The sequence below is a fragment of the Variovorax sp. 05N34 genome (assembly GCF_056397405.1).
In genome coordinates this window covers 333,741-356,029 of sequence record NZ_JBFTNI010000006.1, presented here as the reverse complement: position 1 = coordinate 356,029, position 22,289 = coordinate 333,741, and the positions used below count along the sequence as shown (strand labels likewise).

The window sequence follows — 22,289 nt, the reverse complement described above, 5'->3', positions numbered from 1 at the left end:
GATCCGTGTGCAGAGAGAGGACAAGAATGAATGCTCCAGAAACACTTTCGATCGCGGCTCCCCAGGAGGAATTCGAGCTGTTGCTCGACGCTCTCGCACGGCTGCGAATCGGAGACGCGAAGGTCCGCTTGCCCATGCACTGGACCGGCATCGCCGGCAAAGTCGCCGAGGTCTTCAACGACGTGGTCGAACAGAACGCGAACCTCGCCGCTGAACTCACCCGGCTGCGCAGAGTCGTCGGTCGCGAAGGCAAGCTCAAGCAGCGCGCGCTCCTGACGGAAAGCCGCGGCTTCTGGGGGCAGTCGGTCGAATGCGTCAATGCGCTGATCGACGATCTCGTCCACCCGACCACTGAGGTGGCACGCGTCATCGGCGCCGTCGCACAGGGCGATCTCTCCAAGAGCATGGCGCTCGAAGTCGACGGCCGCGAACTGGAAGGCGAGTTCCTGCGCACCGCCAAGACCATCAACAAGATGGTCGAGCAGCTCGGCAACTTCTCGGCGGAAGTGACGCGGGTCGCGCGCGAGGTGGGCACCGAAGGCAAGCTCGGCGGGCAGGCCAAGGTGAAGGGCGTGGCGGGCACGTGGAAGGACCTCACCGACTCSGTCAACTCSATGGCSGGCAACCTGACCGATCAGGTGCGCAACATCGCCGACGTGACGACCGCGGTGGCAAAGGGCGACCTCTCGAAGAAGATCGATGTGGACGTGAAGGGCGAGTTCCTGACGCTGAAGAACACCATCAACACGATGGTCGATCAGCTTCGATCCTTCGCATCCGAAGTCACCCGTGTTGCGCGGGAGGTGGGCACCGAAGGCTCTCTGGGCGGGCAGGCGCGGGTCGAAGGTGTGTCGGGCACGTGGAAGGACCTGACCGATTCCGTGAACTCGATGGCGGGCAATCTGACCAGCCAGGTGCGCAACATCGCCGACGTGACGAAGGCCGTGGCTGCCGGCGACCTGTCGAAGAAGATCACCGTCGACGTCAAGGGCGAAATCTCGGAACTGAAGAACACCATCAACACGATGGTCGACCAGCTGCGTTCCTTCGCCGCCGAAGTGACCCGCGTGGCGCGCGAAGTGGGCACAGAAGGCAAGCTCGGTGGGCAGGCCGACGTGCAAGGCGTCGCGGGCACGTGGAAGGATTTGACCGACTCGGTGAACTCGATGGCGGGCAACCTGACGAGCCAGGTGCGCAACATCGCCGACGTGACCAAGGCGGTCGCCGCGGGCGATCTGTCGAAGAAGATCACGGTCGACGTGAAGGGCGAAATCCTCGAACTGAAAGCGACCATCAACACGATGGTCGATCAGCTGCGCTCCTTCGCCGCCGAAGTGACGCGCGTGGCGCGCGAAGTGGGCACCGAAGGCAAGCTCGGTGGGCAAGCGGACGTGCAGGGTGTTGCGGGGACATGGAAGGACCTCACCGAGTCGGTCAACTTCATGGCCGGCAACCTGACCTCGCAAGTGCGCAACATCGCGGAAGTGACGACTGCGGTGGCCGCGGGCGACCTCTCGAAGAAGATCACCGTTGATGTGAAGGGCGAGATATCGGAACTGAAGAACACCATCAACACGATGGTGGATCAGCTCTCGTCGTTCGCAGCCGAGGTGACGCGCGTTGCGCGCGAGGTCGGCACTGAAGGAAAGCTGGGTGGCCAGGCGGATGTGCAAGGCGTTGCCGGCACATGGAAGGACTTGACCGAATCGGTCAACTCGATGGCGGGCAATCTGACTTCGCAGGTGCGCAACATCGCGGAAGTCACGACCGCGGTGGCGGCGGGCGATCTGTCGAAGAAGATCACGGTGGATGTGAAGGGCGAGATCTCGGAGCTCAAGAACACCGTCAACACCATGGTCGACCAGCTCCGGTCGTTCGCCGCCGAAGTGACGCGCGTGGCGCTCGAAGTGGGCACCGAAGGCATCCTGGGTGGCCAGGCCGATGTGCAAGGCGTGGCGGGCACGTGGAAGGACCTGACCGATTCAGTGAACCTGATGGCGTCGAACCTGACTTCGCAGGTTCGCAACATCGCCGACGTGACGAAGGCTGTTGCGGCGGGCGACCTATCGAAGAAGATCACCGTCGACGTGAAGGGCGAGATCCTGGAGCTCAAGGCGACCATCAACACAATGGTGGACCAGCTCTCGTCCTTTGCCGCCGAAGTGACGCGTGTGGCCCGGGAGGTGGGCACCGAAGGCCGGCTCGGCGGACAGGCGCAGGTGCGCGACGTGTCGGGCACGTGGAAGGACCTGACGGACAACGTGAACTTCATGGCCGGCAATCTCACCGGGCAGGTGCGCGGGATTGCGAAGGTGGTTACCGCCGTCGCCACGGGCGACTTGAAGCAGAAGCTCACCGTGGAGGCGAAGGGCGAGATCGCGGCGCTCGCAGAGACGATCAACAGCATGACGGACACGCTCGCGACCTTCGCCGATCAAGTGACTTCGGTCGCGCGCGAAGTCGGCGTGGAAGGCAAGCTGGGCGGGCAGGCCAAGGTCCCCGGTGCGGCCGGCACGTGGAAGGGGCTCACGGAGAACGTCAATCAGCTAGCGGCCAACCTCACGACACAGGTGCGTGCCATCGCCGAGGTGGCCACCGCGGTGACGCAGGGCGACCTGACCCGTTCGATCACCGTGAAGGCGCAGGGCGAAGTCGCGGCGCTCAAGGACACGATCAACGAGATGATCCGAAACCTGAAGGACACGACGCAGAAGAACACCGAGCAGGATTGGCTCAAGACCAATCTGGCGAAGTTCAGTCGAATGCTGCAGGGTCAGAAGGATCTGCTGACGGTCGGCCAGCTGATCCTGTCGGAACTGGCGCCGGTGGTCGGTGCGCAGCAGGCGGAGTTCTATGTGCTGACCGGTGGCCACGGTGCCGCCAGGCTCAAGCTCTTCGGCAGCTATGCGTCGGGCGGGCTGAATACGCACGGCAAGGAGATCGAGCTCGGGCAGGGTCTCGTGGGCCAGTGCGCCGTCGAGAAGTCGAAGATCTTGCTCACCAATGTGCCGAGCGGTGCATTCCGCGTTGCAACCGGCTTGAGCGAGAGCGCGGCCATGGACGTGATCGTGCTGCCGATCGTCTTCGAAGGCGAAGTGCGCGGCGTGATGGAGTTGGCTTCGCTGGAGCGGTTCAATCCTTCCCACCAGGCTTTCCTGGACCAGCTTACGGAATCGATCGGCATCGTGATCAACACGATCTCGGCCAACATGCGCACGGAGGGCTTGCTCAAGCAGTCGCAGTCGCTCGCCGAAGAACTCCAGAGCCGTCAGCAGGAACTGCAACAGACCAATGAGGAGTTGCAGGAAAAGGCCCGCTTGCTGGTGCACCAGAACCAGGAGGTCGAGCGCAAGAACCGCGAAGTCGAACAAGCGCGCCAGGCGTTGGAAGAGAAGGCCGAGCAGCTGGCGTTGACGTCCAAGTACAAGTCCGAATTCCTGGCGAACATGTCGCACGAGCTGCGCACCCCGCTCAACAGCCTGTTGATCCTGTCGGACCAGCTCTGCAAGAACAGCGACGGCAATCTCACGGCCAAGCAGCTCGAATTCGCCAAGACCATTCACTTGTCCGGCAACGACCTGCTGATGCTGATCAACGACATCCTGGACCTGTCGAAGATCGAGTCCGGCACCGTGGCGGTCGAAGTGAGCGAACTGCGGTTGGATGACCTGGAGCGTTCCGTCGAACGCAGCTTCAGGCACGTGGCCGAAGCCAAGCACGTCGGCTTCGAGATCCGCGCACAGGATGTGTTGCCCGAGACCATCGTGACCGACGTGAAGCGGCTGCAGCAGATCCTGAAGAATCTGCTGTCGAATGCGTTCAAGTTCACCCATCGCGGCTCGGTCGTCTTGTCGGTCGCCACTGCGAGCTCCGGCTGGAGCGCGGGCAATGAGGAGCTCAATCGCGCCATCCGCGTCATCAAGTTCTCGGTGTCCGACACGGGCATCGGCATTTCCGCTGACAAGCAGCAGATCGTGTTCGAAGCCTTCCAGCAGGCGGACGGATCGACTTCGCGCAAATACGGCGGAACCGGCCTGGGCCTCGCCATCAGCCGGGAGCTCGCGCGGCTGCTGGGTGGCGAGATCGGCCTGATCAGCGCTCCGACCGAAGGCAGCACGTTCACGCTGTATCTGCCTCAGAGCTACAGCCCGTCGCGCAGCCTGCGTTCCGGCCGCAGCGCATTGCTCGAGCCGGGGCCGACACCCGCCGCGGAGCGGCGGCCTGCGTTGCAGCTCGTGCGACCTTCCGTTCGAAGCGAGGCCATGGAGCCCAGCGAGGAACCGGCTTCGGCTGCCCTGAACGTGGCCGGTGATGACCGCGACAACATCCTGCCCGGCGAGATGGTTCTGCTCATCGTGGAGAACGACCTCGCGTTCGCGAAGATGCTGCTCCAGGCGGGCCACAACTGCGGGTTCAAGGGCCTCGTGAGCCCGAGCGGCGCGGGCTCTCTGGCGCTGATTCGCGACTACCGCCCCGCGCTCATCACGCTCGACATCCATCTGCCCGACATGCTGGGCTTGCGGATTCTCGACAGGCTCAAGGCCGATCTGGCGACGCGGCATATTCCGATCTGCGTGGTGTCGACGGATGATTCACGCGAACGCGCGCTCGATTCAGGCGCCATCGCCTTCATCGCCAAGCCCTTGCAGTCGATCGACGAAGTGGAAGTCGCGCTGCGGCAGCTGCATGAATCGGTGCTCACGACGACCAAGCGCCTGGTGGTTGCGTTGCAGCCGTCGCCGGTGCGCGAGCAGTACATCTCCGCCATCCGGTGCGGCGACCTGCAGCCTGTGGTGGTCGAGACGGGCGAGGCGTTGCGCCAGGAGTTCGCGGCGGGACGCATCGACTGCCTCGTCACAGACGGCGCGCTGCCGGACTTCAGTTCGGATGATCTGGCCGAATACCTCGACAACAGATCGTCGCCGCGTCAGTTGCCGATCCTGCTGTATCGAACCTCCCCGGCGGCGCCGAAGCCTCCGTGGGACTACTTCCATCATGATGCGACGCTCCGCACGGCGGACTCTCTCGAACGGCTGATCGATGCGACGGCGTTCCTGCTGCATCGCGGCATCGCGTCCATGACCGACCAGGAGCGCGCAGCCGTCGAAGTGGCGAACGATACGTCGAAGATCCTGACCGGCAAGAAGGTCCTGATCGTCGACGACGACATCCGCAACATCTTCGCGCTCGCCACGGTGCTGGAAGAGCGGGGGATGGTCGTGGTGTCGGCCGAGAACGGACGCGATGCCATCCAGCTCGTGCAGGAGGACCCCGGAATCGATGCCGTGCTGATGGACATCATGATGCCGGAGATGGACGGCATGCAGACCATGCGCGAGCTGCGCAAGCTCCAGTGCGCAAGGCATTTGCCGCTCATCGCGGTGACGGCCAAGGCCATGAAGGGCGATCGCGAGAAGTGCATCGAGGCGGGTGCGTGGGACTATCTGTCCAAGCCCGTGGACACGGCGCACCTTTTCGTCGTGCTGAGAGGCTGGCTATGCAAATAGCCCAAGTCACTCAAATAGCCCAAATAGCCAAAGGGGAAGATGCAATGCTGGACGAACGCTTCCCGGACCCCACGGACGAGAGGGCGGCGATCCTCATCGTCGATGACCTGCCCGAGAAGCTGCTCGTGTTCCGTACGGTGCTCGAAGACCTCGGGCAGGAACTGGTTCAGGTCCAGTCCGGTGCTGCCGCGCTGCGTGAGGTCCTCAAGCGCGAGTTCGCGGTCATCCTGCTGGACGTGAACATGCCCGACATCGACGGCTTCGAGACCGCGACGCTCATCCGCAAGCACCCCCGTTCGATGCACACGCCGATCATCTTCGTGACTTCGTACGCGGACGAGTTGCAGACGGCGCGCGGTTATTCGCTCGGTGCCGTCGACTACATCCTCTCGCCGGTCGTGCCCGAGATGCTGCGCAGCAAGGTGGGCGTCTTCGTCTCGCTCTACCTCATGAACCGCCAGATCCGGCGGCAGGCGGACAGCCGCGCGGCGGTGCTCGCGGCCGAAGCGGCGCGGCGCGTTGCCGAGGAGAACGACAGGAGATCCGCTTTTCTCGCGAAGGCGAGCCGCGTGCTCAACGGCTCGTTGCAAGTCGATGCCGCCGCTCGCCAGTGCGCCGAACTGCTGGCATCGGAGCTCGGTACGCTGGGCCTCGTGCAACTCGTCGACGCCGACCTCGGCCCGCGCGAAGTGGTCGTTGCGGTCGCTGCCGGCGGCCAACTGCACGTTGAAGGCGGCCGGCAGGAGCGACTTGACCCGCGGGTTTGCGAACTGCTGGACGAAGTTCTCGAATCGCGCGGCGGCCGGGTCGTCAGTCAATGCGCCTTGCAAAAGCTCGGGCCCGGCGCCTTTGGATTGGATTCGAGCCTGCCTTGGACCGCGCCCGACCTGGCGATCGCAATGCCCGTGTGCTTCGGTGACCGGGTGCTTGGCGCATTGCTGGTTCTCGCGCCCGCATCAGGCGGTGCCTGGGAGCCCCCGGTGCTCGCGGCGCTGCTGGAGGAAACCTCCGCGCGCGCGGCAAGCGCCTTCGAGAATGCGCGTCTGTTTCGCGTGCTGCAGCACGAGGCGATCGAACGCATGGCTGCGCAGGAGGCACTCCAGGCGTCCAATCAACGCAAGGATGAATTTCTCGCGATGATGTCGCACGAGCTGCGCAATCCGCTTGCGCCCATTCACATGGCGGTGGAGGTGGTGCGTCGCACCGCGGCCCCGCACCCGAAGGTCAACTGGGCGCTCGACATTGCCACCCGGCAGCTGCGCCAACTGACGCGCCTGATCGAGGAACTGCTCGACGTGAGCCGCATCAGCCAGGGCAAGTTCGCGTTGAAGCGCGAACGCATCGATCTCAGGCAGGTGATCGCGCAAAGCGTGGAGACCGTCCATGGCCTTTTCGACAGCCATCGGCAGAAGCTCACCATCGACGTGCCGGCCGAGCCCGTGTGGCTGAACGGCGACTTCGCCCGGCTGACGCAGGTCTTCGCCAACCTGCTGCACAACGCATCCAAGTACAGCCCCGACGAGACCTCCGTGGTGCTGCATTGCAGGGCGGAGAAGAACGTGGCCGTCGTCTCGGTGCGCGATCACGGCATGGGCATCGACCCCGAACTGCTGCCGCGGATCTTCGAACTCTTCGAGCAGGGCAAGCGCGGCCTGGACCGCTCGCAGGGTGGACTGGGAGTCGGGCTGACACTGGCCCGCCGTCTCGCGCTGATGCACGGCGGCGACATCGACGTCTCCAGCGAGGGGCAGGACAAGGGCTCCGTCTTCACGGTGCGGCTGCCAGCGGTGCGGGCACCGGCGCCGGAAGCCATCGTCATTGAAACGACAACCGAGCCGGTGCCGTTCAAGCGGTTGGAGCGCATTCTGGTGGTGGACGACAACCGCGATGCGGCCGAGGTGGTCGCTGCCATTCTTCAACTGGACGGGCACCAGATTCGGGTCGCGTCCGACGGCGAGCGGGCGCTGATCGAAGCGCGCGAGTTTCGGCCCGCGGTGGCCATCGTGGATATCGGGCTGCCCTTGATCGACGGCTACGAGGTCGCGCGCCGACTTCGGACCTTGCCTGTCGGAGACGGCTTGCTGCTGATCGCGCTGACCGGCTACGGCCAGCACGACGATCGGCAGGCCGCCCGCGAGGCGGGGTTTGACCATCACTTCGTCAAGCCCGCCGATCCGGACGTCTTGCTCGCCTGCATCCACGAATGGCAGGCGATTCGGGGTGAGGCTGCCGCGCCCGGATTGTCCGGCGCGGCGGGCGGCGCCGAAGGCCTGCGCCTTGAATGAATCCGACTGGCCTGTACGCCCCGTCCGATTGCGCCTTGGTGCAAGACCCGGTAGTGTTTCTTGAGTCCCCTCTTGTTTTATGAAACAGCCTATCGAACGCGCCTCGGCTCCCACGAACTCATCCGACTTGCAAACGGTCAGCGACCGCGACTATCGCCTGATGGTTGATGCGCTGGCGGATTTCGCATTTTTCATGCTCGATGCGGAAGGCCACGTCCTCTCCTGGAACGAAGGGGCGCGGCTGTTGCACGGGTATGAGCGGGACGAGGTCATCGGGCGGCATTTCGGTTTTTTCTATCCGGCCGATCTGGTTGTGCGAAACCGGCCGCAGGTCGAATTGGCGGTGGCTCTCGAACACGGCCGCTTCGAAGACGAAGGCTGGCGAACCCGCAACGACGGCAGCCGCTTTCTTTCCAGCTTCGTCATCACGAAGGTGGTCGACGACGAGGGCGAGCTCCGCGGCTTTTCCCACGTCGCCCGTGACCTCACGGAGCACCGCCGGCAAGAGGACTTGCTGCGATCGAGCGAGGAACGCTTCCGGCTGCTGGTGGAGGGCGTGAAGGACTACGCGATCTTCATGCTGGACCCGGAAGGCCGGGTCATCAGCTGGAATCTCGGCGCACAGGTCAACAAGGGCTACGCCGCGACCGAGATCATTGGCAAGCACTTCTCGATCTTCTATCCGGAAGAGGTGGTTGCCCGAGGATGGCCGGCCCAGGAACTCAAGATCGCGATGCGCGACGGCCGCCTCGAAGACGAAGGTTGGCGAATTCGCAAGGACGGCTCCCGCTTCTGGGCGAGCGTCGTCATCACGGCGCTGCATGATCCTTCGGGGCGGCACATCGGCTTCGCGAAGGTCACGCGAGACCTCACCGAGCGGCGAAGGATCATCACGCTCGAAGACGAGGGAAAGCGCGTCACGAACTTCCTGGCGATGCTGGGCCATGAGCTTCGCAACCCGCTCGCGCCCATCTCCAACGCGATGGCGCTCCTGGCGAGGGAGAAGACGGAGTCCAGGCTGGTGGAGAAAACGCAGGACATCGTTTCGCGCCAGCTCAAGCAGTTGACTCGGCTCGTGGATGACCTGCTGGACGTCAGCCGAATCACCAGCGGCAAGATCCACCTGGAGGCGAAGCCGGTGCGGCTGCGCGATGTCCTCGACCAGGCCGCCGAAGCCGCGCGGCCGCTGTGCGAGGCGAAGTCGCAGGCATTCAAGGTGGACATGGGCGATACCGACCCGTGGGTGATTGGCGACCACGCCCGCATCGTCCAGATCGTTTCCAACTTGCTCACCAACGCGGCGAAGTTCACCCCGCCGCTTGGGCACGTCGATTTGCGGCTCTCCGACCTCGGGAACTCGGTGGAAATCTCGGTGCGCGACGACGGCCCCGGCATCCTCGAGAAGGACCAGAAGCAGATCTTCGACCTGTTCGTGCAAGGGGAAGATGACCTGGCCCGCACCAAGGGCGGCCTCGGGCTGGGACTCAGCCTCGTGCAGCAACTGGTGACGCTTCAGGGCGGGGTCGTCAGCGCCTTCAGCAGCGGCAAGCCGGGCGAGGGGGCCGAATTCGTCGTGCAGTTTCCAAGCGTCGCTGCGCCGCACATTGCCGATGATGAGGATGATTCCGGAAAGCGAAGATCGCGGATATTGGTCGTCGACGACAACCGCGACGCCGCCGAGACGATGCACATGCTGCTCGAAGCCATCGGCTATGACGCGAGCCTGGCACACGACGGCAATCAGGCGCTCGAGTCAATCAAGACGCACTCGCCGGACGTCGTGCTGCTGGACATCGGCCTGCCGGGGCTCAGCGGCATCGAAGTCGCAAGGCGGGTCAAGACCGAGATCCTCAAGCAGCCGGCGTTGATCGCGGTGACCGGCTACGGGCAGGAGCGGGACCGCGAGGCGAGCTACGACGCCGGCTTCATCGCTCACCTCACCAAGCCTGTCGACATCGACAAGCTCACTGCATTGCTCCAGCGGGTTGCACCGCCCTGAATGCTGCGGAGCGTCAGGCCGGATCCATGCCGCGACGGCGCTTTGCTTCGGCGCTGTCAGGCGACACCAGGAACTCGAGCAGTGCTCGCGCCGCATCGGGCTGCGCCGCGCCGATGCTCAACGCGGCGGAGAAGATCGTGTTGATCTGAACTTCGGGCGGCAGCGGGCCGAGCAGGTCGATGCCTTGCACGCCGATGAGTTCGCTCATCTGCTGAAAGCCCAGTGCAGCCTCTCCGCGTGCCACGAGCGACCCGACCGCCACACCCGGCGGCGCCTGCACCAATCGCCCTTGCAGCGCATCGGCGATGCCCCAGCGTTCGAACATCGCGACGAGTGCGACACCGCTCGGGCCAGTCGAGTAGCCGACCGTGGCCGCCCCTTCCACTGCGCGGCGCAGGGCCGCCTCGCTGGCGATGTCCGGCCGGGTGGCGCCCGCACGCACCGCCACACCCGCGCCTGAGCGCACGAGGTCGACCTTGGTGGCCGGATCGATCTTGCCTTCGTCGCCCAGCTTGGCAATGGCATCCGAAGCGAGCGCTACGACGTCGAAGCTTTCACCGGCGCGGACGCGTCGCGCGGCGTCGACACCACCGACCGCCTCGAACGAAACGGGCATGCCGGTGCGCGTCGAATACATCGCCGCGAGCTCGTCCAGCAGGCCGCGCGTGGCCATCGAGCAGATTCCCTTGATCGGATGTTTCATGGTGGTGGAGTCGGACTGGGCCATGGCGCCGTGCATAGTGAGCATCGCCGCACCGCCGAGTGCCCAGAGGCAGGCTTGTCGGCGTGTGATTCCCGGATTCATGAAAGGCCCGCGCGCGTTCGTTCAATCGAGCTTGATGTTTGCTTCGCGGATGAGCTTGCCGTAGCGGGCGGCGTCGCTCTTGAGCAGCTTGTCGAAGTCTTCCGGCGAACCCGACAGCGTTGTGCCACCGGCCGCAGCGAGCTGGGCACGCACTTCCGGCGACTGGAGCGCCTTCTGCACCGTCTCATGAAGCTTGGCGAGGATCGGCTTGGGCAAGTCCGCCGGGGCGACAAAGCCGTACCAGACGCTGGCCTCGAAGCTGGGGTAGCCCGATTCGGCCACCGTCGGAACGCCGGGCAGCACCGATGAGCGCTCCGGGCTCATCACCGCGAGCACGCGCAAGGTGCCAGCCTTGGCGAGCGGCAAGACCTCCAGCGCATTCACCGCGACCACTTCGACGTGCCCGCCGAGCGTGTCCGTGAGCGCCTGCGCACCGCCTTTGTAGGGCACGTGGCGCATCGAGAGGCCGGCGGTGTGCTGGAACAGTTCGATCGCCAGGTGTGGCGTCGATCCGTTGCCGGGCGTCGCGACGGTGATGCTTCCGGGCTTGGCCTTGGCGGTGGCCACGAGTTGCTGCAGCGTCTTGATCTCCGAGGCCTCGCGCACGGCAAGCACCACCGGCACGCGCCCGACCATCGCCACTGGCGTCAGGTCGTGCTGGAGGTCGTAAGGCGCGGGCTGGAAGAGGGAAGGATTCACCGCCAGTGCGTTGGCCGCCAGCAGAAGCGTGTAGCCGTCGGGCGGGCTCGCGATGAGCGCCTTCACCGCGATGTTGGTGCCGGCGCCCGGCTTGTTCTCGACGATGACGGGCTGGCCGAGCGTCGCCGCCATCCGTTGGCCGACCGAACGCGCGATCGCATCCACCGCGCCGCCTGCACTGTAGCCGACGAGGATCTTGATCTGTTTCGAAGGAAATGCATCCGCGGCGGCCGCGCCGAAAGAGATGCAGAAGGCGAGCGATCCCGCGAGGGCAAGGAAGTGGCGTCGGCCGAAGAATTTCATGAGAGGGGTCCAGGTTTCGAGATTCGAGCCGTGGTCAGCGCGGGTCGGCCGCAGCGGCCTTGTCCCAGGCTTGCGGTGCGGCTTCCTTGCCGGCCACGGAATACAGCGCACCGGGCGCGTTGCGCGTCTGCTGGAAATCCTCCAGCGACTGGCCGCGCATTGCGGCGTAGATGTGCAGGTTCGACACGCCGATGACGGCGCCGAGCTTTTCGAGCATGAAGAAGATGACGCCGTAGTGGATGAGCCCACGCCAGTCGCGGCGGCGCACGAGGTCGCGTTCGCGTTCGGTCAGTGCCGCGGCTTCGAAGGCCGCTTCCTCGTCCGCCACGAAGCGCGCGCGATGATCAGGGCGCGTCATCGCCTGCAGGAACTTGTTGAGCCGATAAGCCCGCACGCTGCTCTCCAGCGAGAAGGGATAGGTGCCCTCCAGTGCCTCGACGCCTGCCAGTTGCGTCTCCATGTGCCGCCGATGCCGTTCGACTTCGCCTGCGATCGGCGGACTTGCAAGGTTTTCATAGATGGCCGTGGCAATGCCGGTCATCGAAGGCAGGTAGTAGCTCTGGTGCGTCTTGCGAATGTTGGACGACATGGCGCCCCGCATCACCAGCCACATGATCACTTCTGCGCCTTCGAGCCCACCCAGCGTAGCGAGTTCGGCCTGCGTCATCTCGGTGAGCCGTACCGGGTCGTTTTCGATGAGGTCGAGGAACTGCGCGTCCCACGCTGTGTTGTTGAAGCCGGCGCGCTCGCCGTGAACCTGATGCGACAGGCCGCCCGTTGCGACGATGGCCACCTTCAGGTCTTCGGGGTAGCTTTCGATCGCGCGCCGGAGGGCCTGGCCCAGCCGATAGCAGCGGCGAGCCGAAGGCACCGGCGACTGCAGCACGCCGACCTGCAACGGCACCACGGGAGTCGGCCATGAAGGCTTGTGAGGGCACAGGAGCGACATGGGCGAGAAAACGCCATGGTCGAGCGGCCGGTCCTGGAAGAAGGACATGTCGAATTCGTCCGCCACCAGCGAGTTGCCGATGTGCCGCGCCAGCGCCGGATGACCTGCGAGTGCGGGCAAGTCGCGCGGGCCGCCGCCTTCGTCCGCCACCTCGTGCCGTTCGCCCACGCCCAGCGCAAAGGCGGAGTAGTGGTCGAAGAAGAAGGAGCTGACGTGGTCGTTGTAGATGAAGAACAGCACATCCGGCTTCTGCTCGGTGAGCCATTGCTGCACGGGTGCGAACGCCTCGAAGATGGGCGCCCAGACGGGGTCCTGTTGCTTGTTCTTGTCGAAGGCAAAGCCGATGGTGGGCGTGTGCGAGCACGCGACGGCGCCAATGATGCGAGCCATGGTTTGTCTCCGATCAGTCGATGTAGCGCAGGCCGGCCTTGGCGAGCGGTTCGCGCATGGCGTACATGTCCAGGCCGAGTTCGCCTGCGGCAAAGCGTGCGCGCTTGCTGGTTTCGTTGGCTTCGCGCGCCTGGGCCGCGTCGGCCACCTGCTGCGCCATCGCCGCCGGCACCACGACCACGCCGTCGATGTCGGCGACGATCACATCGCCGGGATGGACCAACGCGCCTGCGCACACCACCGGCACGTTGACCGAACCGAGAGTGGCCTTGATGCACCCCTTGGCGTGGATCGCGCGGCTGAACACCGGGAAGTTCATCTCGGTCAGGTCCCGGACGTCACGCACCCCGCCGTCGATGATCAGGCCCAGGCAGCCGCGCGCCTTGAAGGAGGTCGCGAGCAGGTCGCCGAAGAAGCCGTCGGTGCTGTCCGTCGTGCACGCCGCCACGACCACGTCGCCCGGTTGGATCTGCTCGGCGGCCACGTGCATCATCCAGTTGTCGCCCGGCTGCAGCAGCACGGTGACAGCTGTGCCGCAGCAGCGCGCCTGCGGATAGATCGGCCGGATGCGCGGCTGCATGAGTCCGAGCCGCCCCATGGCCTCGTGCACTGTCGACACCCCGAAGCGCGACAGTTGCTCCACAGCCGCCGGGTCGGCGCGCTGGATGTTTCGATGGACGGTGCCCAGCGCCTGGAAGTGATTCACGGCATTCGCGGACATGGTCAAAACCCCTTGCTCTTGAGCGCACGGTCCAGGCGCGGATATACCCTGCGTGCGTTGCCTTCGTAGATCTTGTGCCGCGTGGCGTCGTCGAGCGTCTGTGCGGCGTCGATGTAGCGGCGCGTGTCGTCGAAGTAGTGGCCTGTTTCCGGATCGATGCCGCGCACTGCGCCGATCATTTCGCTGGCGAAGAGGATGTTGTCGGCGGGGATCACCTTCGTGAGCAGGTCGATGCCCGGCTGGTGATAGACGCAGGTGTCGAAGAAGATGTTGTTCAGCAGGTGGTCCTTCAGCAGTGGCTTCTTCATCTCCTGCGCCAGGCCGCGGAACCGGCCCCAGTGATAGGGCACTGCGCCGCCGCCGTGCGGAATCACGAAGCGCAGGTCCGGAAAGTCCTTGAACAGATCGGACGTGAGGCATTGCATGAACGCCGTTGTGTCCGCGTTCAGGTAGTGCGCGCCGGTGGTGTGAAAGCACGCGTTGCAGCTCGTGCTGACATGCACCATGGCCGGGATGTCGTGCTCCACCATCTTTTCGTAGATCGGGTACCAGTGGCGGTCGGAAAGCGGGGGGGAAGTCCAGTGCCCGCCCGATGGATCGGGGTTCAGGTTAATGCCCACGAAGCCGTACTGCGTGACGCACTTCTCCAACTCGGCGATGCAGGTTTTTGGATCGACGCCCGGCGACTGCGGCAGCATCGCCGCGCCGATGAAGTGATCGGGAAACAGTTCGCTCACTCGAAAGCAGAGCTCGTTGCAGATGGCGGCCCACGTGGACGACACCTCGAAGTCGCCGATGTGATGCGCCATGAAGCTCGCACGTGGCGAAAAGATGGTCAGGTCGCTGCCGCGCTCTTTCATGAGGCGCAACTGGTTGTTCTCGATCGACTCGCGAAGCTCGTCGTCGCTGATCTTGAGATCGGACGGGCGGGGCTTCAGCGATGGATCGGCAATGCCTGCGATCTGCTGGTTGCGCCAGCTCTCGAGCGCCTTGGGCGCGGTGGTGTAGTGGCCGTGGCAGTCGATGATCATGTTCAGGAGTATGGCGCTCGCCCTTGATCCCATGCGTGAATTCGGGTTGAAGTGCCGTCAGAGTTTTTTATCGGACGGGGTTTATGCCGGGCTTCGAGACACCGCCCCACAGGAGTAGATTCGCGACGTGAATTCTGAATCTCCGCAGCCACGCAAAGTTATCGACAGCACGCATTCTGGGGCGCTCGGCATCAACCTTCGGCATCTGCGCGCGTTCTCTGCCGTGGCCGCGGCCGGCAGCATCGCCGGCGCGGCCGAGGGGCTGTACCGGGTGCCGTCAGGGGTCACGCGGTCGATCCTCGAACTGGAGGCAGGACTCGGCAGGCCGCTGTTCGATCGTCGCGCGCGCGGCATGGCGCTCAACTCATATGGTGAACTGGTGCTGGCGCGGGCCCGCCGCATCGAGCGCGAATTCGAGGACGCGCGTGCCCAGCTCGCGGCGCGCGGCGGCATTCCGCCGTCGGCCGACGTTCGCTCGCTGTTCACGTCGCTCCTCAACGGCCGAAGGCTCGCGGTGGTCGCGAGCCTTGCGGAAAAGCGCAACATGCCCGCGGTGGCTCGCCAATTCGGAATCACCCAGCCGGCTGTCAGCGGCGCATTGAAAGATCTCGAAGACGGCCTCGGCGTTGCATTGTTCGACCGCTCGGCGCGCGGGTTGTCGCCGACGCCGCCGGGCGAGATCGTTGCTTTCCATTTCAAGCGGGTGCTGGCGGAATTGCGGCACATCGGCCCCGACATCGCGGCCAGCGAAGGGACGCTGCAAGGCAACGTGGTCGTCGGCGCGCTGCCCCTCGGGCGTACCCAGGTCCTGCCGTTCTCGATCGCATCATTGCTCGCCCGCTATCCGAAACTGCACGTGGCGACAGTCGAAAGCCCCTATGACGTGCTGGCGGCATCGCTTCGCAGTGGTGACATCGACTTCATCCTCGGCGCGCTGCGCAGTGCCGAAGAGGCAAAGGGACTGCAACAGGAGGCGCTCTTCGAGGACCGCATTTCGGTGATCGCGCGTGCAGGGCATCCGCTGCGGCGCGCGAAGCGCATCGACTTCGACGATCTTCGCCTGGCGTGCTGGGTGCTGTCGCGGCCTGGATCGCCGTCGCGCGAACTTCTGGAGCGCTTCTTCTCGGAGGCGAAACAAGCGCCCCCGGTGCCCGCCGTGGAAACGGGCGACCTCGCCGTGTTGCGCGGCCTGCTGCTGGAGAGCGACATGCTGACCGCGATTTCCGCGCACCAGTTGCGCTACGAAATACGCAACGCAAGCCTCGTGGTGCTCGACTTCCCTTTAAACCGGACGAGGCGCGAAATCGGGCTGACTCAGCGCCTGGGCGCTTTCCCGTCGCCCGGCGCGCGGGCGTTGATGGAAGAAATCCGCGTCATGGTGGCAAAGTCGCCCGATTTCCGCGCGGGTGCTTGAAAGCGGTCGCTCAACCAATCCATCGAGCGATTCCGTCGAGGATCTCGACGAGCACCGCCGCGTCGTCGCGACCTGAACGCTTGAGCACATSGAACGAGTGGTCGGCCTGGTCGATGGCCATCAGCGTGGCGCGCGAGCCCAGCGAGGTGACGATCGGACCCAGCAGATCAAGATCCGCCAACTTGTCCTTTGTGCCTTGGATGAAGAGCATCGGCACCTGAACCTTGGACAAATGATCCGCCCGCGAACTGGAAGGTTCACCGGCCGGATGCAGCGGAAAGCCTACGAAGATCAACCCTTCGACCTGCGGCAGAGGCTGGATCGCCTGAGCTTGCGAAGTCATCCGCGCGCCGAACGATTTGCCACCCGCGAACAGCCGCAGAGGCCCGAACAGTTGCGCCGCATGCGCGACAGCCGCCCGAACCGCCGCATGCGCGGTCGGCGGCGTGTCGGTGCGCTTCTTGCCCAGTTCCATGTACGGAAACTGATAACGCAACGTGGCGATGTTGCGTTGCTCCAGGCCATCGGCAATGGCGGCCATGAACGGATGAGTCATCCCAGCGCCCGCGCCATGCGCGAAGACGTAACAAGCGCGGGGGTCGCTCGGCGCCTGCACGATGCCCGAGACGCTCGTGTCGTCGTCGATCCGAATGGTCAGCTTCTGCATTTCGCCGCCAATGTACTGCGAGCCGGCCGGCGACGGCACAAAATGCACCCAAGGAGCACCACCCCATGCGATCTCTCAACCTCAAGGGCGCAGCCGCGATGCCCGTTCTCGGCCTCGGCACCTGGAACATGGGCGAATCCGCCGCGAGGCGCACTGCCGAAGTAGCCGCTGTCCGCACAGCCATCGACATGGGCTACCGACTCATCGACACCGCGGAAATGTATGGCGAAGGCGGCGCCGAAGAAGTCGTCGGCCAGGCTGTGGCAGAGGCCCTGCGCGCTGGCGACGTCAAGCGCGAAGACCTGTTCATCGTCAGCAAGGTTTATCCCCACAACGCCAGCCGAAAGGGCACACCGGCAGCATGCGCCCGAAGCCTGCAGCGGCTCGGCCTGGACCACATCGACCTCTACCTGCTCCACTGGCGCGGCGAGCATCCGCTCGCACACACCCGCGACGCCATGCGCGCGCTCGTCGACCAGGGCCGCATCCGCCACTGGGGTGTCAGCAACTTCGACACCGACGACATGGAAGAGCTCGCCACGATCTCCGGCGGTGACCTCGACTGCGCAACCAACCAGGTCTATTTCTCAGTCGCCGAACGCGGCCCCGAATTCAGCCTGCTCCCCTGGCTGCGTGACCGCCAAATCCCGTTGATGGCCTACAGCCCCATCGACCAGGGCGCCCTGGCCACCGACACCGCCCTGGCCCAACTCGCGCAGCGCCTCAACGCCACCCCCGCCCAACTCGCACTGGCGTGGCTGCTCTCCCGCCAAGGCGTGGCCGTCATCCCCAAAGCAGTCAGCGAGTCCCACCAGCGCGAAAACCTCGCAGCCGCAGCCCTGAAACTGCCCCCCGAAGTCCTCACAGAAATCGACCACCTACACCCACCCCCCCAACGCAAGAAACCCCTGGCAATGATCTAAGCAAAGGCCAGCGCAGCAAGGCCGGCGCAGCCAGGCCCCTTCGCGAAACACCGCGGAACCGGCTTTGCCGGGCCGCCGGTGTTGCCCCCGGTAGGGGGTGGAGAGCGACACGAAGTGCGCGAGCCTGGGGGCGAGCTCAGCTAGCCTGCTTCGGCTTGCTTGGCCGCCGCGATGATTGCCGATTCGTCGTGCTTCGCACCATTGAGGAACAGGTTCAAGAGCACCGCGCTCACGGACGCCAGCAGAATGCCCGACTCCACCAGCGAGTGAATCGCATGCGGCATCCACTGCTTGAAGTTGGGCGCAATCAGCGGGATCATGCCGATGCCGATCGACACCGCGACGATCATCGCGTTGTGGCGATTGGTCTTGAAGTCCACTCCCGCGAGGATGCGGATGCCCGTGGCGGCCACCATCCCGAACATCACCAGCCCGGCCCCGCCGAGCACGACCGTCGGCAAGGACTCGACCAGCGCCGCCATCTTCGGCAGCAAGCCGAGCACGATCAAGATCACCCCGCCGGCCACGCAGACGAAGCGGCTCTTGATGCCGGTGACGGCCACGAGACCCACGTTCTGCGAAAAGCTGGTGTACGGGAAGGTGTTGAAGATGCCGCCGATGAGTGTGCCGAGGCCGTCCGTGCGCAAACCGCGCGCCAGGTCCTGCTGCGTGATCTTGCGGTCGGTCATCTCGCCGAGCGCCAGGAACATGCCGGTCGATTCAATCATCACCACCACCATGATCAGCGACATGGTGAGGATCAGGATCGGATCGAACTGCGGCATGCCGAAGTGAAAGGGCAGCACGATGTCGAACCAAGCCGCTTGGCCGACTTTCTCGAAAGTCATGAAGCCGAACAAAGCCGCGACAACCGCGCCGATCGTGATGCCGAGCAGCACCGAGATATTGGCAATGAAGCCGGTGGCGTACTTCACGATCAAGAGGATCGACACCAGCACCAGTGCTGCGATACCGAGGCCGCCGAGATCGGCGTATCTCGGGTTGGGCATCGAAGGCACGATGGAGAGGCCCTTGGGCAGGGGCGGCACGGCGGAGCCAGGCGATGTCACGTCGGCCAGCCACTTCGCATAGACCGGATCGACCAGCGCCGGCGCCGTCGGGCCCACAGGGTTGCCGAAGATCCAGTTGATGCCCACGCGCATCAGGCTGATGCCGATGACGGCAATGATGGTGCCGGTCACCACAGGCGGAAAGAAGCGCAGCATGCGCGAGACCAGCGGCGCGATCAGTATCGAAACGATACCGGCGCCGATGATGGAGCCGAAGAGCAGTTGCGCGCCGGCCTGTCCGGGGTTCGTGTTGGCCATGGAGACCATCGGCGCGACCGACGCGAAGGTCACGCCCATCATCACGGGCAGCTTGATGCCGAACCATTGCGTGGCGCCCAGCGACTGGATGAGCGTCGCAACGCCGCAGCAGAAGAGGTCGGCCGAAATCAGCAACGCGACCTCTTGCGGACTGAGCTTGAGCGCACGTCCCACGATGAGCGGGACCGCGACGGCGCCGGCATACATCACGAGCACATGCTGCAGGCCCAGGGCGGTGAGTTTGCCCGCTGGCAGGCGCTGATCGACGGGGTGGATGGAAGTGGCGACAGCCGTCATTGCAGGGTCTCCTGGGGCGCGGGGGATGAAGATAGGACAGTTTCAGGAATCGTGCCGCGACTGCGGTTCACGGGTATGTACGCGAAACTGTATACAGTCTGACCGCCCATCCGTATGGCGGAAAACCCGGGTTCCGACACACGGTCTTTTCCGGTGCCGCGCGCGGAGGTATCTTGCACGACCGCTGCTCTGCAGGAGCCCGCCATGCTCGAATCACTTCGTACCGATCCGACCTTCTATCCGTCGCCGCGCCTGGCGATGGAGGCCGAACCGGAGCGCATTGCCTACACCGCCTTGCTGTCGACCGATGCTTCGCGCCCTGATGCGCTGGCGGTCGTGGATGTCGATCCGGGCTCCGCCACGTACGGCACGGTGCTGCATCGGCTCGATATGCCGAACCGCGGCGATGAGTTTCATCACTTCGGCTGGAATGCCTGCAGTTCGGCGCTGGCGCCGATGTCGGGCCATGCCTTCCTGAAGCGGCGCTATCTCGTCATTCCGGGCATTCGATCGTCGCGCATCTATGTCGTCGATACGCAACCCGACCCGGCGCGGCCGACCATCAGCCATGTTATCGAACCCGAAGAGGTCATGCGCAAGACGGGATATTCACGCCCGCATACGGTGCATTGCGGCCCCGAGGGGCTCTACATCAGCACGCTCGGCGGGGCTGGACCGGACGGCACCGAAGGTCCGCCCGGCATCTTCCTGATGGATTGCGAGAGCTTCGAGGTGCTCGGCAAGTGGGAAATCGAGCGCGGACCGCAGAAGCTGCACTATGACTTCTGGTGGAATCTGCCGCGCGACTACATGGTGTCCAGCGAATGGGGCCTGCCGCCGCAGTTCGAGAACGGCATCGTGCCCGAAGACCTGCTCGGCAATCGCTACGGGCACCAGCTTCATTTCTGGGATTTGCGCGCGCGCCGGCATGTGCAGAGCATCGATCTCGGCGCGAACCATCAGATGGCGCTGGAGATTCGGCCCGCGCACGATCCAACTCGCGAATATGGTTTTGTTGGCGTGGTGGTCGACACCACCAACCTCGAAGGGTCGATCTGGACGTGGTGGCGCGAAGGCGGCAAGTTCCACGCGAAGAAGACCGCCGTCGTGCCTCCAGAGCCGGCCGACGCCTCGCTCTTGCCCGACCTGCTGAAGGGCTTCGGCGCAGTGCCGCCGTTGATCACGGACATCGATCTTTCAATGGACGACCGCTTTCTCTATGTCGCGTGCTGGGGTACCGGCGAACTGCGGCAGTACGACGTGACCGATCCGATGAACCTGCGCCTGTCGGGCAGCGTGCGCATTGGCGGCGTTGCCAATCGCACGCCGCATCCCAATGGATCGAGCTTCGGCGGCGGCCCACAAATGACCGAGATCAGCCGCGATGGCAAGCGCGTGTATTTCACCAACTCGCTCTACAGCCGATGGGACCAGCAGTTCTATCCCCATGGCATCCCCGGACGACAGGTGATGTGCCACGTCGGTGCGAACGGCGGCATCGAACTCGACAAGAAGTTCGTCGTCGACTTCGGCGCGGACTACGGCGCTCACCAGGTCCGGCTGCAGGGCGGCGACTGCTCCACGGATTCGTTCTGCTATCCGTCGGCGTGAAGTCGGCCGTTTAAGGTTTACCGTGAATTCCGCCGCCACCGCGTCCTTGTGGTTCGGCGTGGTGGCGTTCGGTATCTTCCACGGGCTGAACCCGGCGATGGGATGGCCGCTTGCAGTGGCGAACGGCCTCGGCGAAAAGCGCGACACGGCCGTCTTTGCGACCTGGTTGCCGTTGGGCACGGGCCATCTGCTGGCGATGGCGCTTGTGCTCGTGCCTTTCGCAGTGCTGACGTGGATGCTGCAGTGGGGCCAGCAGATCCGTCTTGGCGCCGGGCTGCTCGTGATGGCCTTCGGGCTGTCACGGCTGGTCTTGCGCCATCGCCATCGGTGGTTGGCGCGTATTCGGCCCTCGCAGGTGGTGCTGTGGTCTTTCCTGATGGCCACCGCGCATGGAGCTGCGTTGATGCTGTTGCCGATTCTGCTGGGGCTCTGCGAGTCGCCTGCCGCGGCGGGCAACGTGCAGTCCGCGCCGATCGATGAAGGGACAGTGATGGCGCTGATGCGCTCCAGCGTGGGGACGGCGGTCATGGTGTCGCTGGTTCACACCGCAGCGATGATCGGCGCGGGCCTGGGCGCCGCGTGGATCGTCTATCGCTATCTGGGGCTGCGGGCACTGAGGGCCACCTGGCTCGATCTGGACGTGGCGTGGTCGCTGGGGCTCGTCGCGTCGGGCGCTGCGGGCGTGGCTACGGCATTGCTCCATCCTTGATTGCGCGGGTCAGGGGTTGAACGGGGGCGTTGCAGAATGGCCCGCATGAAACTCAAAAGTCTCGTTGCGGTTCTTGTCGTCGTCATGTTGGCGCTTGCGGCGTACTGGTATTGGTCGCCGTTCCTGGCTGTTCGCGAGCTCCAGAGCGCGGCGCAGAAAGGTGACGCGGAGACCTTCAATCGGCACGTCGACTACCCGAAAGTCAGGGAGAGCCTCAAAGGCCAGTTTTCTGCGCTGCTGGCCCGGAAGATGGGTGCGCAGAAGGATTCGGACAATCCGTTTGCCGCACTGGGGAGCCTCATCGGCCTTGGTGTCGTCAATCAACTGGTGGATGCAATGGTCCGGCCGGAGACGGTCATGGCGGCGATGAGCCACGGCAAGCTGGCCCAACCTGCACCCGGTCCTGCGCGGGCACCAGAGAGTGCCCCGGCTCCGCCGGCTGGAGGCGGCGCGCCGGAAAAAGCAGAAAGCAAGCCCAACTGGATCATCGACCGCGAAGGCGCGAACAAGATGACCGCCTATGCGGTGGATCCCGGCAAGCGCGACCAACCGAATGCCGAACGGCTCGGACTTGTGTTCGAGCGCAGTGGGTTTGTCGACTGGAAGCTCACTGAAATCAGGATGCCCATGGCGGTCGCCCAAAAGTAGGAG

General features: G+C 64.7%; 15 protein-coding genes. 8 read left to right on the top strand and 7 right to left on the bottom strand.

Translation table 11 applies throughout. The features are described from left to right. The first annotated feature begins 26 nt into the window (after positions 1-26). The 3 genes from AC1DMA_RS18685 (at position 27) to AC1DMA_RS18675 (ending at position 9,791) form a co-directional block, all read left to right on the top strand. Positions 27-5,507 (top strand): HAMP domain-containing protein, encoded by a 5,481-nt coding sequence (locus AC1DMA_RS18685; protein WP_478145145.1) that lies wholly within the window; start codon positions 27-29, stop codon positions 5,505-5,507. 44 nt (positions 5,508-5,551) lie between these two features. After that, complete coding sequence (locus tag AC1DMA_RS18680) at positions 5,552-7,792, top strand: response regulator (RefSeq protein WP_478145144.1); 2,241 nt, start codon at positions 5,552-5,554, stop codon at positions 7,790-7,792. 79 nt (positions 7,793-7,871) lie between these two features. Further along, positions 7,872-9,791, top strand: coding sequence for a PAS domain-containing hybrid sensor histidine kinase/response regulator (locus tag AC1DMA_RS18675; RefSeq protein ID WP_478145143.1), 1,920 nt, complete (start codon positions 7,872-7,874; stop codon positions 9,789-9,791). A gap of 13 nt (positions 9,792-9,804) precedes the next feature. Here the strand turns inward: AC1DMA_RS18675 and AC1DMA_RS18670 are convergent, their stop codons facing one another. The 5 genes from AC1DMA_RS18670 to AC1DMA_RS18650 all read right to left on the bottom strand — a co-directional run bounded on the left by AC1DMA_RS18670 (position 9,805) and on the right by AC1DMA_RS18650 (position 14,689). Next, complete coding sequence (locus AC1DMA_RS18670; RefSeq protein ID WP_478145142.1) at positions 9,805-10,518, bottom strand: substrate-binding domain-containing protein; 714 nt, start codon at positions 10,516-10,518, stop codon at positions 9,805-9,807. A gap of 99 nt (positions 10,519-10,617) precedes the next feature. Further along, a complete protein-coding gene (locus AC1DMA_RS18665; RefSeq protein WP_478145141.1) occupies positions 10,618-11,598 on the bottom strand; it encodes a Bug family tripartite tricarboxylate transporter substrate binding protein in 981 nt (326 codons plus the stop codon). 34 nt (positions 11,599-11,632) lie between these two features. Beyond that, entirely contained in the window at positions 11,633-12,937 is a 1,305-nt protein-coding gene (locus tag AC1DMA_RS18660; RefSeq protein WP_478145140.1) for a gallate dioxygenase, read from the bottom strand. Positions 12,938-12,950: 13 nt separating this feature from the next. After that, the gene (gene ligK, locus AC1DMA_RS18655) at positions 12,951-13,658 is read right to left on the bottom strand and encodes a 4-carboxy-4-hydroxy-2-oxoadipate aldolase/oxaloacetate decarboxylase (protein ID WP_478145139.1); all 708 of its coding nucleotides are present in this window, start codon (positions 13,656-13,658) and stop codon (positions 12,951-12,953) included. A gap of 2 nt (positions 13,659-13,660) precedes the next feature. Further along, positions 13,661-14,689, bottom strand: coding sequence for an amidohydrolase family protein (locus tag AC1DMA_RS18650; protein ID WP_478145200.1), 1,029 nt, complete (start codon positions 14,687-14,689; stop codon positions 13,661-13,663). A gap of 127 nt (positions 14,690-14,816) precedes the next feature. Between AC1DMA_RS18650 and AC1DMA_RS18645 the strand changes: the two genes are divergently transcribed. After that, a complete protein-coding gene (locus AC1DMA_RS18645; protein WP_478145138.1) occupies positions 14,817-16,103 on the top strand; it encodes a LysR family transcriptional regulator in 1,287 nt (428 codons plus the stop codon). Between the two features lie 10 nt (positions 16,104-16,113). On the opposite strand, the gene AC1DMA_RS18640 is transcribed toward AC1DMA_RS18645, so the two are convergent. Further along, positions 16,114-16,770: an alpha/beta hydrolase family protein gene (locus AC1DMA_RS18640; protein ID WP_478145137.1), complete on the bottom strand. Its 657-nt coding sequence runs from the start codon at positions 16,768-16,770 to the stop codon at positions 16,114-16,116. A 65-nt stretch (positions 16,771-16,835) separates the two neighbouring features. On the opposite strand from AC1DMA_RS18640, the gene AC1DMA_RS18635 reads away from it, so the two are divergent. After that, the gene (locus tag AC1DMA_RS18635) at positions 16,836-17,693 is read left to right on the top strand and encodes an aldo/keto reductase (RefSeq protein ID WP_478145136.1); all 858 of its coding nucleotides are present in this window, start codon (positions 16,836-16,838) and stop codon (positions 17,691-17,693) included. A 140-nt stretch (positions 17,694-17,833) separates the two neighbouring features. Here the strand turns inward: AC1DMA_RS18635 and AC1DMA_RS18630 are convergent, their stop codons facing one another. Then, positions 17,834-19,318: a nucleobase:cation symporter-2 family protein gene (locus tag AC1DMA_RS18630; protein ID WP_478125681.1), complete on the bottom strand. Its 1,485-nt coding sequence runs from the start codon at positions 19,316-19,318 to the stop codon at positions 17,834-17,836. A gap of 204 nt (positions 19,319-19,522) precedes the next feature. Here AC1DMA_RS18630 and AC1DMA_RS18625 point away from each other — a divergent pair, with 204 nt between their 5' ends. From AC1DMA_RS18625 to AC1DMA_RS18615, 3 genes are read left to right on the top strand one after another with little or no spacing between them, the layout of a single operon-like run. Beyond that, on the top strand, positions 19,523-20,929 hold the full coding sequence (locus AC1DMA_RS18625) for a selenium-binding protein SBP56-related protein (protein WP_478145135.1): 1,407 nt from the start codon (positions 19,523-19,525) through the stop codon (positions 20,927-20,929). Positions 20,930-20,951: 22 nt separating this feature from the next. Continuing rightward, the gene (locus AC1DMA_RS18620; RefSeq protein WP_478145134.1) at positions 20,952-21,638 is read left to right on the top strand and encodes a hypothetical protein; all 687 of its coding nucleotides are present in this window, start codon (positions 20,952-20,954) and stop codon (positions 21,636-21,638) included. A 45-nt stretch (positions 21,639-21,683) separates the two neighbouring features. Next, complete coding sequence (locus AC1DMA_RS18615) at positions 21,684-22,286, top strand: DUF2939 domain-containing protein (protein ID WP_478145133.1); 603 nt, start codon at positions 21,684-21,686, stop codon at positions 22,284-22,286. Positions 22,287-22,289: the final 3 nt, after the last annotated feature.